This window comes from Actinomycetospora flava (assembly GCF_037400335.1).
Taxonomy (GTDB): domain Bacteria; phylum Actinomycetota; class Actinomycetes; order Mycobacteriales; family Pseudonocardiaceae; genus Actinomycetospora; species Actinomycetospora flava.
Window position 1 is genome coordinate 219,784 of the sequence record NZ_JBBEGM010000010.1, and the last position, 14,112, is coordinate 233,895.

13 protein-coding genes are annotated in these 14,112 nt (G+C 74.9%); 2 read left to right on the forward strand and 11 right to left on the reverse strand.

Going from position 1 to position 14,112, the window contains the following annotated elements:
- The first annotated feature begins 35 nt into the window (after window positions 1-35).
- A complete protein-coding gene (locus WCD58_RS23050; RefSeq protein ID WP_337705419.1) occupies window positions 36-1,034 on the forward strand; it encodes a mechanosensitive ion channel family protein in 999 nt (332 codons plus the stop codon).
- Window positions 1,035-1,082: 48 nt separating this feature from the next.
- Here WCD58_RS23050 and WCD58_RS23055 read toward each other — a convergent pair whose 3' ends face one another.
- Both WCD58_RS23055 and WCD58_RS23060 read right to left on the reverse strand, forming a co-directional pair.
- On the reverse strand, window positions 1,083-1,718 hold the full coding sequence (locus tag WCD58_RS23055) for a response regulator (RefSeq protein WP_337705420.1): 636 nt from the start codon (window positions 1,716-1,718) through the stop codon (window positions 1,083-1,085).
- Entirely contained in the window at window positions 1,715-2,926 is a 1,212-nt protein-coding gene (locus tag WCD58_RS23060; protein WP_337705421.1) for a sensor histidine kinase, read from the reverse strand. The genes WCD58_RS23055 and WCD58_RS23060 overlap by 4 nt, the downstream gene beginning before the upstream one ends.
- A gap of 143 nt (window positions 2,927-3,069) precedes the next feature.
- On the opposite strand from WCD58_RS23060, the gene WCD58_RS23065 reads away from it, so the two are divergent.
- A complete protein-coding gene (locus WCD58_RS23065) occupies window positions 3,070-3,630 on the forward strand; it encodes a hypothetical protein (RefSeq protein WP_337705422.1) in 561 nt (186 codons plus the stop codon).
- A 32-nt stretch (window positions 3,631-3,662) separates the two neighbouring features.
- On the opposite strand, the gene WCD58_RS23070 is transcribed toward WCD58_RS23065, so the two are convergent.
- From WCD58_RS23070 to WCD58_RS23110, 9 genes are read right to left on the reverse strand one after another with little or no spacing between them, the layout of a single operon-like run.
- Window positions 3,663-4,910, reverse strand: a complete 1,248-nt coding sequence (locus WCD58_RS23070; RefSeq protein ID WP_337705423.1) for an alpha/beta hydrolase — start codon at window positions 4,908-4,910, stop codon at window positions 3,663-3,665.
- A complete protein-coding gene (locus WCD58_RS23075) occupies window positions 4,907-5,152 on the reverse strand; it encodes a hypothetical protein (protein ID WP_337705424.1) in 246 nt (81 codons plus the stop codon). Before WCD58_RS23075 ends, WCD58_RS23070 begins: the two co-directional genes overlap by 4 nt.
- Entirely contained in the window at window positions 5,149-5,772 is a 624-nt protein-coding gene (locus WCD58_RS23080; protein ID WP_337705425.1) for a VOC family protein, read from the reverse strand. The genes WCD58_RS23075 and WCD58_RS23080 overlap by 4 nt, the downstream gene beginning before the upstream one ends.
- A gap of 33 nt (window positions 5,773-5,805) precedes the next feature.
- Window positions 5,806-6,525, reverse strand: a complete 720-nt coding sequence (locus tag WCD58_RS23085; protein ID WP_337705426.1) for a TetR/AcrR family transcriptional regulator — start codon at window positions 6,523-6,525, stop codon at window positions 5,806-5,808.
- Window positions 6,526-6,564: 39 nt separating this feature from the next.
- On the reverse strand, window positions 6,565-7,752 hold the full coding sequence (locus WCD58_RS23090) for a cytochrome P450 (RefSeq protein WP_337705427.1): 1,188 nt from the start codon (window positions 7,750-7,752) through the stop codon (window positions 6,565-6,567).
- On the reverse strand, window positions 7,749-8,513 hold the full coding sequence (locus WCD58_RS23095; protein WP_337705428.1) for a maleate cis-trans isomerase family protein: 765 nt from the start codon (window positions 8,511-8,513) through the stop codon (window positions 7,749-7,751). Before WCD58_RS23095 ends, WCD58_RS23090 begins: the two co-directional genes overlap by 4 nt.
- The gene (locus WCD58_RS23100; RefSeq protein WP_337705429.1) at window positions 8,510-10,228 is read right to left on the reverse strand and encodes a (2,3-dihydroxybenzoyl)adenylate synthase; all 1,719 of its coding nucleotides are present in this window, start codon (window positions 10,226-10,228) and stop codon (window positions 8,510-8,512) included. The genes WCD58_RS23095 and WCD58_RS23100 overlap by 4 nt, the downstream gene beginning before the upstream one ends.
- Window positions 10,225-11,805 carry an FAD-dependent monooxygenase gene (locus WCD58_RS23105; RefSeq protein ID WP_337705430.1) on the reverse strand — a complete coding sequence of 527 codons (1,581 nt, stop codon included), beginning with the start codon at window positions 11,803-11,805 and terminating at the stop codon, window positions 10,225-10,227. Before WCD58_RS23105 ends, WCD58_RS23100 begins: the two co-directional genes overlap by 4 nt.
- A complete protein-coding gene (locus WCD58_RS23110) occupies window positions 11,806-14,112 on the reverse strand; it encodes a hydantoinase B/oxoprolinase family protein (RefSeq protein ID WP_337705431.1) in 2,307 nt (768 codons plus the stop codon).

Below are 14,112 nucleotides of genomic sequence, written 5' to 3' on the forward strand. Positions count from 1 at the left end.
ACCACGGCACTCCACGACGGAATGAGGAGCCCGGAATGCCTCCAGCATCATCCGGCGGGGGGTTCGACATTCTGCAGAGCCTGCAGAACGCCTTCACCACCCTGCTGGACTACGTGCCGAACATCATCGGCGCGCTGCTCGTCCTGATCATCGGCTACATCATCGCCCGGCTGATCCGCGCCGGGATCACCAAGCTGCTGCGCCGGGTGCGGCTCGACGACCGCCTCACCCACGGCCGCGGCGGCGAGTACGTCGCCCGGTTCTCGCCCGACGGCAGCCCGTCCAAGCTCGTCGGCCTGGTCGTGCAGTGGGTCCTGCTCGTCTTCGTCATCGTCTCCGCGGTCGGCACGCTGAACATCCCGGCCGTGACCGGGTTCGTGAACCTCGTGCTGTCGTACCTGCCGAACGTGCTCGCGGCGGTGCTGATCTTCCTCGTGGCCGCGGCGATCGCCGCCGCCGTGGGCGGTCTCGTGCACCGGACCATGGGCGACACCCCCACCGGGCGGGTCGCCCGCACGGCCGCACCGACGCTGGTCATGGCGATCGCGGTCTTCATGATCCTCAACCAGCTCGGGATCGCCGAGACCATCGTCACCGCGACCTACATCGCCCTCATCGGCGCGGTCGCCCTCGGCTCCGCCCTGGCGTTCGGGCTCGGCGGACGTGACGCGGCCGCCGACCTCATCAACTCCGGCTACCGCCGTGCCCAGCAGCAGTCCGGGCAGGTGCAGCGTGACTTCGCCGTCGGGCGCGAACGCGCCGAGGCCGACGCCCGGGCGTACGCCCCGAACGTCGCCGGCAACGGCGGGGCGCACGACGCCACGGCGCAGTACGCCGCGCCGCCGAGCGCGCCGACACCGCCGCAGGGCACGCCGGTGCCGCCCGGGGGCGACCCGAACGCCCAGCCCGGGACCACGCCGCCCCCGCCACCGGGGAACGCGGGCCCGGCGACCCGGCCCGGCGACCCCTACGGTCCCGGCGCGACCGAGCCCGTCGCGCCCGGCACCCCGCCCGGCGGCACCCCCCGCCGCTGAGCTCCACCCGACCGCCCCGGCACGACACCGTGCCGGGCGGTCGTGCGTCTATCCCCAGCGCGAGGCGACGATCGCGGCCTGGGTGCGCGAGCGGAGCCCGAGCTTCGCGAGCACCCGCGAGACGTGGGTCTTGACCGTGGCTTCGGAGAGGAACAGGCGCCGCCCGATCTCCTGGTTGGAGAGGCCCTCGCCGAGCTCGGCGAACACCTCCCGCTCGCGGTCGGTCAGCGTGTCCAGGCCGGGCGGCGCCTCCCCGGACGGTTCCGCGGACACCGCCGCCGCGATCACCCGCGGCGTGACGCCGGGCTCGAGCACCCCCTCCCCCGCCGCCACACGCCGCACGCCGTCGACGAGGCGCGCCGCGTCGACCGACTTGAGCAGGAAGCCCGCCGCGCCCGCCCGCAGCGCGGCGAACACGTACTCGTCGTGGTCGAAGGTCGTCAGCACGAGCACCGCGCACACGCCGTCGGCGACGAGCTCGCGGGTCGCGGTGATGCCGTCGGTGGTGGGCATGCGCACGTCCATGAGCACGACGTCGGGGCGCAGGTCGCGGGCCCGGCGCACGGCGGCGTCACCGTCGCCCGCCTCGCCGACCACCTCCACGTCCTCGGCGGCCGAGAGGATCATGACGAGCCCGGTGCGGACGGCCTCGTGGTCGTCGGCGACGAGCACGCGCACGGTCACCGCGGCGCTCCCGCGGGCACCCCGACGGGCAGCCGCGCGGTCACCCGCCAGGCCCGGCCGTCGGCGCCGTCCGGGCCCGCGCTCGCCGTCCCCCCGACCGCTTCGGCCCGCACGTGCATTCCCTCCACGCCGCTGCCGGTCCCCGGGTCCGCCGGCGTCCCGGCGGGCAGCGTGTTCGTCACCTCGAGGACCAGCGCGGCGTCGTCGCGGGCGAGCCGGAGCGTCACGTCCGCGCCCGGCGCGTGCCGCCCGACGTTGGTCAGCGCCTCCTGCGCGATCCGGTAGACGGTCAGTCCCACGGGCGCGGGGACGCCGTCGAGGTCGCCGATCTCCGCCGTGACCGACAGCCCGCCGACCCGCGCCGACTCGACCAGCCGGGGCAGGTCCGCGAGCCGCGCCGGGGCTTCGCGGGGGTCGTCGTCGGGGTCGTCGTCACGGCGCAGCACCTCGATCAGCGAGCGCATCTCCTCCAGCGCGCGCACGCTGTTCTCGCGCACCGAGGAGAGGACCCGGGCGCGCAGCTCGCCGCCCGCCGATGTCGCCGCGTCCGCACCGAGCGCCGCCTGGGACTGCAGGGCGATGGCCGAGAGGTGCCCGGCGACGGAGTCGTGCAGGTCGCGCGCGACCCGGGCGCGCTCGGCGGTCACCGCGCGGCGCCGGTCGAGCTCCGCGATCCGGGCGGCCTGCGCGGCCTCGCGGCGCGCGGCGGCGGCCTCCTCGGTGGGGCGGCGGACCTCGCGCCCCCAGGACACCGGCAGCAGGAGCACCGCGCTCGCGGTGAGCGCCGTCGTGACGACCGCGCGGGCGTCCCCGGTGGCGAGGAGGACGGCCACGACCAGCGCCGCGAAGACCGCGAACGCCGCGGAGCGCACCCGCGCGCTCGCGGTCGCCGAGCCGTGCAGGGCGACGCAGTAGAGCAGGTCGGCGAGGATCAGCGCGATCGCGAGCGAGGGCCCGAACGCGACGTCGACCGCCACGCACGGCACGGCCAGGGCGAGCGCGAGCACCGGGCGGCGCGTGCGCAGGACGACCGTCGCCGCGGCCGCCAGCCCCACGCCGAGGCGCAGGCCCGGGGGCGCCGGCGCGAGGGACACGAAGCCGAGCGGCCACACCACGACCGTGAGCACCACGAGCGCGGCGTAGACGCCCGCGATCCCGGTGTCCCACCACCAGGGGCGAGGCGTCTCGGTGCGGATCCTCGTCAGCACCGGCCCATCCCATCACGGTCGGGGACGTCGCCGGGTCCGTCGAGCGTCGCGCTCCGGGTGCCACGGCGTGCGACGAAAGGAGGACCCCGGCCGCGGCGCCGGACCGACGCGGCGGCGCTGCGGGGCCGCGCAGGCTCGACGCCATGACTCCGGCCGTGTTCACCTCGCCCGCCGTCGTCGCGCTGGTCGTCGGCGAGGTCCTGTTCTGGGTGCTGATCGCGAGCGGCCTCGCCGCCCGCTACCTGCTGCGCCGCCGCCGTCTCGGCGCGGTGCTGCTCGCGTCGACCGTGCTCGTCGACCTCGGCATCCTCGCCACGGCGGTGATCGACATCCGCGCCGGCGGGGCGGCGACCTTCGCGCACGGGCTCGCCGCGATCTACATCGGGTTCTCCGTCGCCTTCGGGCCGGTGATCGTGCGCTGGGCCGACGTGCGCGCCGCGCACCGCTGGGCGGGCGGGCCCGCACCGGTGCCGGTGCCGCGCAGCGGCCCCGAACGCGCCCGCCACGAGTGGGACCGCTTCGCGCGCTGGGTGGTGGCCGCGCTGATCTGCGCGGCGGTGCTCGGCCTGGTGCACCTGCTCGCCGGCCCGGGCGCCGACCTCGCCGCCCTCTCCCCGTGGTTCGGGCGGCTCGGCCTCGTCACGGTGATCTGGTTCCTCACCGGCCCGGCCCGCTTCCTCGCGACCACCCCGGCCCGCATGTGAGTGATGTTCCCGGCTGTGGCCGGGAACATCGCTCACATAGGGGGTGCCAGGTCGTGGCGGTCGGCGAGCCAGGCGGCGATCTGCTCGGCGGCGAGCTCGTTGCCCGTGGGCTCGCCCGGGGCGATCGCGCCGCCGAAGTGGGTGCCACGCACGGCGACGTGGGTGCGGTCCGCGGCACCGAGGGCGTCGACCATCGCCCGGGTGTCGGACGGGAACGCCGCCTGGTCGCCGGTGAGCTCGACGAACAGGGTCGGCACGGTGACGCCCGGGGCGCAGCGCGCGAAGTCGGCGCGCGTCGAGAGCCCCGACCACGTCGAGAGCCACGCCTCGGGCGTGGTCAGCCGGCCGAACCCGACCTGGCCGTAGTTGATCAGGTCGGGCCGCGCCCCGAACAGCGAGCCGTAGGGGCGCTCGCTCGGGTCGAGCGACAGGTCGACGGTGCGCGGGTCGGCGTCGGTGCGGAACACGGTGATGACGTGCGGGGCGAGCGCCCGGCGCCGGTCGGCGGGGTCGCCGGAGCGCTTGTGGGCCGCGCGCGCCTCGGCGGCGCGGGCGACGTGCTCGCGGGCGACGGCGTCGATGCGCGCGACGCGGTCGCGCTGAGCGGCGCGGTAGCGCTCGAGGAACGCCGGCGTGTACGACGAGCTCGCCGGCGGCTCGGCGAACCCGTTCTCCGCGCGGAACGGGTCCAGCTCCGGCACCACGGACAGCGGGTCGCCCTCGTCGGCCACCGAGGGGTCGATGCAGCCCAGCAGCAGGCGGCCCTGGCCCGGGTGCGGGGCGAGGAACACGACGCCGTCGGTGACGGGCATGGCCGCGTCGGCGAGCTTCGTCGGGCGCCCCGCCGGCGTCGTGGCGAGCCGGTCGGCGGGCGCGAGCCCGGCCTGCTCGAGGTAGAAGGCGAACAGCGTGCCGCCGCCGGAGTGCCCGAGCGGGACGATCGCGCCGAACCCCTGCTCGCGCAGGAACACCATGCCCGCGGCGACGTCGAGCAGCGCCTGCTCGTGCACGAGCGTGAGGTCGTTGTTGACCGAGCGCGTGTGCTGGGTCCACACCGCGGCACCGGCGCGCAGCAGGTGCGGCACGAGCGCGTGGTGCGTGACGTCCTGGCGCGGGTGCATCAGGCACACGACGGTGGTCGCACCCGGCACGGTGGCGAGCACCCCGCGCACGGTGGCGCCGTCGGCCGTCGTCAGCTCGTGGACGCTGGTGACCGTGGCGGCGGGGCGCTCGTCGACCGCGACGTACCGCCCGGCCCCCAAGCGGGTCGGCGCGCTCATGCCGGCTCGACCCGCAGCGCGTTCTTGTCGTGCTGGGTGATGCTGCCCCCGGCGACGCCCGCGACGCACGAGTACCAGACCGCGTGGCGGCAGCCGGTCGCGCGCCGGTCGACGACGATGGGGCCGTCCGCGCTGATCTCGAAGTACGGGCCGATCTTGTTGACCGTGACGGTCTCGTCCTCGCCCGCCACCTTCGCCACCGAGGTGTTCTCCGGGACGTCGAGGACGTAGAGCGCGGTCACCGGCTCTGCTCCAGTTCCCAGTCGGCCGCCCGCTCCACGATCAGCTCCGCCTTGCGGGCCAGCAGCTTGCCGAACGTCGGCTCCGGCTCGGCCACGACGTCGAGCAGCGCGTCGATCGTGAGGTTGGCGTCGAGGTCCTCCTGCGGCGTCACCGGACGCATCGCGCGGGTGAACTCGACCATGTAGCCGTTGGGGTCGTGCGTGTAGATCGACTCGATGGTCTCGTGCTGGATCTGCATCTCGACCGGCCACTGCGAGTCGTCGAGCCGGCGCCGGTACTCCAGCAGGTCGTCCTGGTCGTCGACGTGGATGGCCAGGTGGCGCGACCGGACGAAGAACTCCGGGACCTCGGGGCCGAAGCCCGCGTAGACGTCGCCGCGCTCGTGGCCGTGCTGGCGGTCGAGGCCGAAGTAGTAGAAGAACGCGATCCGGTCGTCGTTGCCGATGTCGAAGAAGAAGTGGATGAAGTCCGGGTGGTCCTCCGGGCCCCAGCCGGCCGCGCAGATCGAGTGCACGACCGGGAAGCCGAGGACGTCCCGGTAGAAGCGCACGGTGCCCGCGGGGTCGAACGTCGGGAACGCGGCGTGGTCCACACCCCGGACCTTGTGCTCGAGCGTCATGAGAAGGAGGCTACGCCGACTTCTACGTCTCCGTCAATCTTTTGACGACTGTGCCGAGCCGTTGATGACGTGCTCCAGGTAGTCCAGGTCCTGGCGCAGCAGCGCGAGCGCCGCGGCCGGGTCGTCGGGGCGCGGGCTCGACGGCTTCCGGTCCGCCGGCTGCGCGACGAGCGCGACCGCCATCTCCGCCATCTGCTCGGCGACGTCGTCGACCGAGCGCGCGCCCCCGGGGTGGAACCACCACGCGATCCAGTTGCACATGCCGATCAGCGCGAGCGCGGTGGTGCGCACGTCGCCGGGGCGGAACTCGCCGCTGCGCACGCCCTGGTCGACGACGCGCACGACGCCGTCGAGCACCCGGCGCTTGGCGACCTCGTGGGCGCTCGCGAGGTCCCCGGGCAGCTCGGACTCCGAGCGGATCACGAGACGGAACCGCGCGGCGTGGTCGGCCTGGCGCGCCGCGAGCAGCCGCACCAGCGCGCGGATCTTCGCAGTGGCGTCGAGGTCGCGCCCGGCGATCTCCTCGACCATGTCGGCCGGACCCTCGGTGATCTCGGTGACCAGCCGCGCGAGCAGCTCGTCCTTGTTGCGGACGTAGTAGTACAGCGCCGGGCGCGTCATCCCCATCGCGTCGGCGATGTCCTGCAGGCTCGTGCCCGCGAAGCCGCGCTCGGCGAACAGCCGCGTGGCCTGCTCGTAGATCTGGGACTCGACGAGCTCGCGGCGGGTGGAGGCTCGCCCGGCGTCGCTCATGACCGGCGACGATACGGCGGGAGCGCCGTCACGCGGCGGTCACCACACCACGTCCACGCGCTGCGGCCCGCAGAACATCGGGCTCGCGACGTCGTCGTAGGTGGCGCCGGGCGCGAGCGCGAGCGTCGGGAGCCTGTCGAGCAGCGCCTCGAGCACCGTCGAGATCTCGATGCGTGAGAGCTCCGCACCCAGGCAGAGGTGCACGCCGTGGCCGAACGAGAAGTGCCGGCGCGCGGTCGGGCGGTCGAGGACGAACGCGTCGGCGTCCTCGCCGAACACCGTGGTGTCCATGTTCGCCGACTCCAGCCCGATGATCAGGCGCTCGTCGGCGGCCATCGCCTCGCCGTCCAGCGCGGTGTCGCCGGTGACCGTGCGCAGCACCCACCGGATCGCCGAGCCGTACCGCAGGCCCTCCTCACGCGTGCCCTCGACCAGCGACCGGTCCGCCAGCAGCGTCTCCCACCGGGAGCGGTCGACCAGGAGCTGGTACACCATCGAGCCGATCGTGTAGGCGGTGCTCTCCAGCCCGGCGACGAACAGCTGCCAGGCGTGGAACGCGACCTCCTGCTCGGTCAGCTCGCGACCGTCGACCCGGCCCAGCGCGAGGCGCGCGACGAGGTCGTCGGGCGGGTCCTCGTTGGTGCGCCGCGCGCGGGCGGCCGCGGTGAAGTATCCCTCCAGCCGGCGCCACTCGTCGGTGCCGACGAAGCTCGCCGGCAGGATCGCGGTGATCGCCAGCGAGAGGCGGGCGAGCTCGTCGGAGTCCTCCGCCGGGACGCCGACGAGCCGCGCGATGACCCGCGCGGTCAGCGGCAGCGCGACCTGGCCGACGAGGTCGGCGGGGCCGCCGTCCGGCAGGGCGTCGATCAGCTCGACGGCGTACTCGCGGACCCACGGCGCGGCGTCCGTGATCGCCTTGCGGGCGAAGCCGGGCCGCAGCAGCGCGCGCAGGGCGGTGTGCTCGGGCGGGTCGCTCTGGGTGATCAGCGCGGGCGGCGGCTCGGCGCCCTCGTCGCCTTCGAGCACGAAGTTGCCCGCGTTGCTGAAGGTGCCGTGGTCGAGCAGCGCCTGCCGGACCGTCTCGTGCCGCCCGGCGAACCCGAGGCCGGGGGCGACGCGGTGCACGGGGCAGCCGGAGCGGACCTCGGCGAGCTCGGCGCGCACCTCGTCGATCGGGCCGGGCGCGAGCGGGTTGAAGGGTGCGGTGCCGGACTCGGTGGTGGTCATCGCGCGCTCCTCGTGAGGCTCGGGGTGCCGGCCCGCAGGAGGGACCCGGCGTCGGGGAGGTCGGGGGCGAGGCCGAGGCCGCGCAGGAGGCAGAAGGCGCCCGCGGTGGCCGCGGACAGGACGGGCAGGCCGAGCTCCTGCTCGGCGCGCTCGACCAGGGGCAGCGAGGGCATCTGCACGCACGCGGAGATCACGAGCGCGTCGGCGCCGGTGAGGTCGAGCCCCCGCGCGGCGTCCATCACCCGCTCGCCGGGGATGCAGCCGACCTCCGCGTTGTCGGCGACCTCGAGCGCGGTCCAGTCGACGACCTCGAGCTCCTCGGCCTCCAGGTAGCCGACGACCTTCTCGGCCAGCGGCCGCATGTACGGCGTGACCAGCGCGATCCGGCGCGCGCCGAGCGCGGCCAGCGCGTCCACGAGCGCCCCGGCGCTGGAGACGAGGCCGGCCTCGACGCCGCGCTCGTGCAGCTGCGCGGCGACCTCCGACTCGACGCGCCGGTGCTCGCCCGGCCCCTGCGCCATGACGGCGACGAGGCACGCGTAGAGCAGCGCGTCGACGCGCGCGTCGGCGAGCTCGTCGACGCACCGCCCGCGCTGGTGGTTCATCGCCGCGAGCTCCTCGGGCGAGACCGTGTGCATCCGCATCCGGCTGCCGTGGAACGAGAACGTCGCGTCGCGGTGGCGCGCGAGCAGCGCGGGGACCTCGGTCTCGACGGTGACGTTGGAGCTCGGGACGACCATCCCGATGCGGTGGTGGCTCACAGCGCTCCCTCTGCGCGAAGCTTCTCGGTGATCTCGCCCGCCATCGCCTTCTTGTCGAGCTTCCCGACGCGGGTGCGTGCCAGGGCCGCGACGGGTTCGAGGCGCTCGGGCCACTTGAACGTCGCCACCCCGAGCCGGCGCAGGTGCGCGCGGACGTCGTCGAGCGTCACCGGCGTGCCGTCGGTGACGACGTACGCGCAGCCCCGCTCGCCGAGCCGCGGGTCGGGCATCGCGACCAGGGCGACCTCGACGAGGTGCGGGTGCGCGAGCAGCAGCAGCTCGACCTCCTCGGCGTTGATCTTCTCGCCGCCCCGGTTGATGAGGTCCTTGATCCGGCCCTCGATCGAGATCGCGCGGTGGCCGTCGATCACGCGGACCGCGGCGAGGTCCCCGGTGCGGTAGAAGCCGCCGGGGGTGAAGGCGGACTGGGATCCACCCGCGTTGCGGTCCTCCGCGGCGTAGTAGCCGCGCAGCGTGTACGGGCCGCGGGCGCACAGCTCGCCGACCTCGCCGTCGGGCACCGGCTCGTCGGTGCCCGGCGCGAGCACGACGGCCTCGTCGGCGGGCGACACGGGCGTGCCGACCGTGGTCCGGCGCAGCTCGGCGGACCCGTCGCGCGGGGTGACGAGGAAGAGCCCCTCGGCCATCCCGAACAGCTGGCCCACCCACGCGCCGCGGGCGCCCACGGCCGCGAAGAGCTCCTCGGACACCTTCGCGCCCGAGAGCACGACGATCCGCAGGTGCTCGGCGAGCGCCGGGAAGTCGGGGTGGTCGACCGCGCGGTAGTGCACGTGGCCGAACAGCACCGAGGTGGTGCGCTCGGCGACGAGCAGCGGCATGGCGGTGTCCAGCTCGTGGCCGGTGAGCACCAGGCACGCGCCGACGGTGTGCGCCGCGTGCACCCCGCACGTGATGCCGGCGTTGTGGATCACCGGGATGAGGTGGCCGACGCGGTCGTCCGCGGTCCAGCCGAGCACGTCGGCGTAGGCGCGGGCGTTGTACCAGTACTCGGCGTGCTGGCGCGGGATCAGCTTCGGGACGCCCGTGGTGCCGCCCGAGAGCTGGAAGACGGCGACGTCGTCGGGGTCGATCCCGCGCTGGATCGCCGCGACCCGCGAGCGCGCCTCGTCGGGGTCGACGTCCGCTCCGAGGTCGTCGAGCCGCACCGCGTGGGCGGGCAGGTCGGCGTCGGCGGGCGCGCCCAGCACCAGGACGTGCTCGAGGCTCGGGTGCCCCTCGGCCTGCTCGACGGCGAACGCGACGAGGTCCGTCCCGCGCGTGCCGTGCTCCACGAGGTGCGCACGCGCACCGACGGCCCGGCTGATGTGCGCGATCTCGTGGCCGCGGTGCGCGGCGAGCGTCGCGACCGGCACCAGGCCGGCCTTGAGCAGCGCGTACCAGGCGACGACGGTCTCGAGCCGGTTGGTGACCTGCACGAGCACGGGGTCGCCGGGCGTCAGCCCGAGCGCGGCCAGGCCGGCGCCGACGAGGTCGGCCCGGCGGTCGAGCTCCCGGTAGCTCAGCCGCCCTTCCGCGGCGACGACGGCGTCGCGGTCGGGGTGCTGCGCGGCGGCCTCGTGGAACTCGTCGGCCAGGGTCCGCGTGCCCCACAGCCCGGCGTCGCGGTAGGCCGCGACGACCTCGGCGGGGAACGGGACGCGCCGGTCGTCCCAGCGGGCGGTCGGTCGGCGGGTCGGGAGCGGTGCGGTGCTCATGTGTCCTTCCCGGGACGCAGGGCCACCAGGTGCGTGCGGTCGGCGGCGAGGCCGTCGGCGAGGTCGTCGCGCAGGTCCGCGGGTCCCGCGACGACGACGAGCGCCGGGGCGCGGCGCCGCAGCCGCTCGGCGACCTCGAGGCGCGTGAGCACGCTGGAGCGGTCGTCGCCGCCGGTCAGCCAGACGGTGCCGGTGACGTCGGCGCCCCGGGACACCGCCGCCTCGACCGCCTCCTCGCGTCCGGAGGGGCGGTCGTCGGTGCCGAGGTCGAGCACGGTCGCCCCGAGCGCCGCGGGGTCGTCGGGGACGACGCGGGTGTCGAATCCGCGCGACCCGGCGGGACCGTCGGCCACCGGCTCCTGTCCGGGCGTGGAGGGGCGCAGGGGCCGGTCGAGCACCCAGTCGGTCAGCGCCGCGCCGGCCGGCGGCTCCTCCCCCGCCCACTGCGTCAGGGCGGCCCCCACGAGGTCGGGGGTGCCGGCGGCGAAGCGGTCGAGCGAGACGTTCCCGGCGCGGCTCATGTAGGCCACGAGGAGCTGCTCGACGGGGAGGTCCAGGCGCTCGGGGAACGTCTCCCACCAGCGGCGGGACCGCTCCGCGATGTCCTGGATGCGCGTGACCGCGGGGCGGCGGGCCGTCTCGTAGGCGGTCAGCGCCGTCCCGAGGTCGTCGGCGCCGTCCAGCGCGGCGACCAGCGCGATCGCGTCCTCCATGGCGAGCTTCGTCCCGGACCCCACCGAGTAGTGCGCGGTGTGCGCCGCGTCGCCGAGGAGCACGGTCCGCCCGTCGTGCCAGCGCGCGCAGCGCACCGTGCGGAACTGCAGCCAGCGGGTGCGGTTGCCGATCAGCCGGTGGCCGTCGAGGTGGCGCGCGAAGACGTCGGACAGGTGGTCCAGCGCGACGTCGTCGGAGGCGTCGAACGGCAGCGCCGCGGTGGTCCGGTCGAACCCGGCCGCCCGCCAGGTCGCCTCGTCGGTCTCGACGAGGAACGTGCTGCGGTCGGGCGCGTACGGGTAGGCGTGGGTGACGTACACGCCGTGCTCGGTGCGCTCGGGCGCGAACAGCGCGTGCGGCAGGGCGATGTCGACGCCCGCCCAGAGGTACCAGCCGGTGCCCACCTCGACGTCCTCGCCGAACGACCCCGCGGCCCGGGTCGCGCTCCCGACCCCGTCCGCGGCGATCACCAGGTCGGCGTCGAGGTCGTCCGCGGCGCGTCGCGTGCCGAACTCGAGCTTCACCCCGGCGTCCTCGGCGTGGCGCTGCAGCACCGCGAGCAGCTCCGCGCGTCCCACCGCCACGAGGCTGGAGACGCTCATCCCGGCCTCGCGGTCGCCGACGCGCATCCGCATGTCGTGCGACCACGCGCTCGCGAGGATGTCGTCGAGCGAGGCGGGGTCGGCCTCGGCGAGCCGGCGCTGCGTGCGCGCCGCGAGCCCGACCCCGAACCCGAACGTCTGGTCCGGCACGCCCTGCTCGTGCACGACGACGTCGCACCCCGGACGGGCGAGCTTGATCAGCCGCGCGGCGTACAGGCCCCCTGGCCCCCCGCCGAGCACGGCCACTCGTCGGAGCTGCATCTACGACCTCGCGTCCGCGAGCACGCGGCTCGTCCGGGTCACGTCGTCGACGTGGTCGACCGGCACGACGGCCGTCGAGATCGCCGTGAAGCACCCGGGGCAGCAGTACTGCCGGAAGTGCACCGCGTCGTCGACGTACTCGCCCGCGCCGTCCACCACCTGCGGCCCCGCGTCGCTGACCGGCCCCTCGTAGCGCACGAGGTCGAGCTCGCCGACCGCGCCGGAGCCCAGCACCGTCGCGCAGTGCGTGCACGCCACCTGGTCGCCCACCGCGACGAGGTTGTCGTCGAGCCGGCGCGCGGTGCCGAGGTCGACCGTGGCACGGGCGCCCTCCGCGGAGCCCCGCGCGCGCCGGGCGTCGCGCAGCTCCCGGCGACGCGTCTCGGTGGCGCCGGTGTCGACGGTGCCGGCGTCGTCGACGACCACGCCGTAGGCCTGCGCCGCCGTGGCCGCGGTGACCTTCTCCTCGCGCACGTCGCGGGCGACGTCGGCGGGGTCGCGGGTCAGCGGGTCGCCGTAGCCCCCGCCGCCCTGCCAGAACATCGTGAAGACCTCACCGGGCGCCACGTACGTCTCGCCGTAGCAGGGCTGCAGCTCCGCGTCGCCGCCGATCTCCTCGAGGTCGGCGGGCAGCCGCCCGGCCCCGAGCGCCGTCGAGACGTCGCTGCCGCGCGCGATCCACTCGACCCCGGTGTTGCCCGGGTAGCCGCCGGCGAGCCCGTTGTTCTGGCTCACCGCCTTGCCGTTGGAGGCGAGGACGAGGCCGATCGGGAAGCTCGTGCCGTGCGGGGTGATCGCGAGCGACGCGCCCACGCCGCCGCGACGCCGTCCGGGGCCGCCGGAGTCGGGCTCCTCCCGCCGCCAGAGCGCGAGCACGGGGTAGAGGAACTCGGTCATCTCGACGTCGGGCACGCGCCCGAGCGGGATGCAGAAGAGGCCACCGGTGTCCATGCCGTCGGCCTGCGGCTGGGCGCCGTAGCCGCCCGCCATCGGGTCCATCATGATCGACAGGAACGGCGTCGGGACGGCCCCGCGCTGGTCGAGCCCGGCGATCACGGCGGTGTCCCACGTGCCGCAGCAGGTGGCCTGGACGTGCGCGTCGAGGTCCGGGGCCTGGTCGAGCATCTGGCTCAGGCACTCGGCGACGAGGTTGCCGGTCAGCCACGCCGGCCCGATCGGCCCGCGGCCGACCGCCGCCGGGAAGCTGGCGTTGTTGATCGTGCCTTCCTCGGCGACGAGGTCGAAGCACCGCATCAGCCCGCCGGCCGACCACGGGATGTCGCCCGCGAGGATCGGCAGCAGCGCCAGCATCACGCCGCCGCGCATGCCGGCGTAGGTGCAGTTGACGACGCCGGACTGCGGGTCGGTGCCGGTGAAGTCGAAGGTCAGGTGGTCGGCGGCCTTCGTCATCGCCACCGTGATCTTGTGCAGACCGCGGTCGCCGGTGTGCGACTGGTCCTGGTAGCCGGTGGCGTGCCAGGTGCCGTCGGGGAGGTCGGTGAGCTTGCCGCGCAGGCGCGACTCGGCGTCGGACATCATCCGCTTCATCACGGCCTTGACCGTGTCGGCGCCGTACTGCTCGATGACCGCGAGGAGGCGGTCGCGGCCGACGGTGTTGGCGCCGACCTTCGCGCGCAGGTCGAGCCCGATCATCATCGGGACCCGCGAGCGGCGGACCCACACGTCGGCGACGTCGTCCTGGAGCAGCCCGTCGCGCACGACCTTGACCGGCGGGGTGGGCAGCGACTCGGAGAAGACGTCCTGCGCGGCCGGGGAGAACGAGCCGAGGCCGACGCCGCCGAGGTCGGGCTGGTGGGCGATCGCGGAGGTCCAGCCGAAGAGCTTCCCCTCCCAGAACACCGGCTGGTAGACCATCGCGTCGTTCTGGTGCAGCCCGCCGCCGACCCACGGGTCGTTGGTGAGGAACATGTCGCCCTCGGCGATGCCGGGGTTGGTCGCGCGGTGCTGCAGCGTCCAGTAGATCGCGAGGTCGACGGCGCCGACGAGCATCGTGTTGTAGAGCCCGACCTGCACCTCCTGGCCGAGCTCGTCGGACACCGCGAAGTCGAAGTCGTTCGCGTCGGTGACGATCGGCGAGCCGGACATGCGCTTGAGCGCCTCGCCCATCTCGTCGGTCACCGACCAGAGGCGGTGCCGGATGACCTCGTAGGTCAGCGGGTCGACCGCGTCGATCTGCTCCTGAGTGACGGTGTGGACGGGCAGGCTCTCGGGCAGCTGCCCGGCGAGCGTGGCGGGGTCGATCGGGCGGCTCGAGAACCTCTCGGAGCCGGGGACGGCCATCACCAT

Coding starts and splice junctions, on each gene's coding strand:
- WCD58_RS23050 (WP_337705419.1), top strand. CDS start 36: ATGCCTCCAGCATCATCCGGCGGGGGGTTCGACATTCTGCAGAGCCTG.
- WCD58_RS23065 (WP_337705422.1), top strand. CDS start 3,070: ATGACTCCGGCCGTGTTCACCTCGCCCGCCGTCGTCGCGCTGGTCGTC.
- WCD58_RS23070 (WP_337705423.1), bottom strand. CDS start 4,910: ATGAGCGCGCCGACCCGCTTGGGGGCCGGGCGGTACGTCGCGGTCGAC.
- WCD58_RS23080 (WP_337705425.1), bottom strand. CDS start 5,772: ATGACGCTCGAGCACAAGGTCCGGGGTGTGGACCACGCCGCGTTCCCG.
- WCD58_RS23085 (WP_337705426.1), bottom strand. CDS start 6,525: ATGAGCGACGCCGGGCGAGCCTCCACCCGCCGCGAGCTCGTCGAGTCC.
- WCD58_RS23090 (WP_337705427.1), bottom strand. CDS start 7,752: ATGACCACCACCGAGTCCGGCACCGCACCCTTCAACCCGCTCGCGCCC.
- WCD58_RS23100 (WP_337705429.1), bottom strand. CDS start 10,228: ATGAGCACCGCACCGCTCCCGACCCGCCGACCGACCGCCCGCTGGGAC.
- WCD58_RS23105 (WP_337705430.1), bottom strand. CDS start 11,805: ATGCAGCTCCGACGAGTGGCCGTGCTCGGCGGGGGGCCAGGGGGCCTG.
- WCD58_RS23110 (WP_337705431.1), bottom strand. CDS start 14,112: ATGGTGATGGCCGTCCCCGGCTCCGAGAGGTTCTCGAGCCGCCCGATC.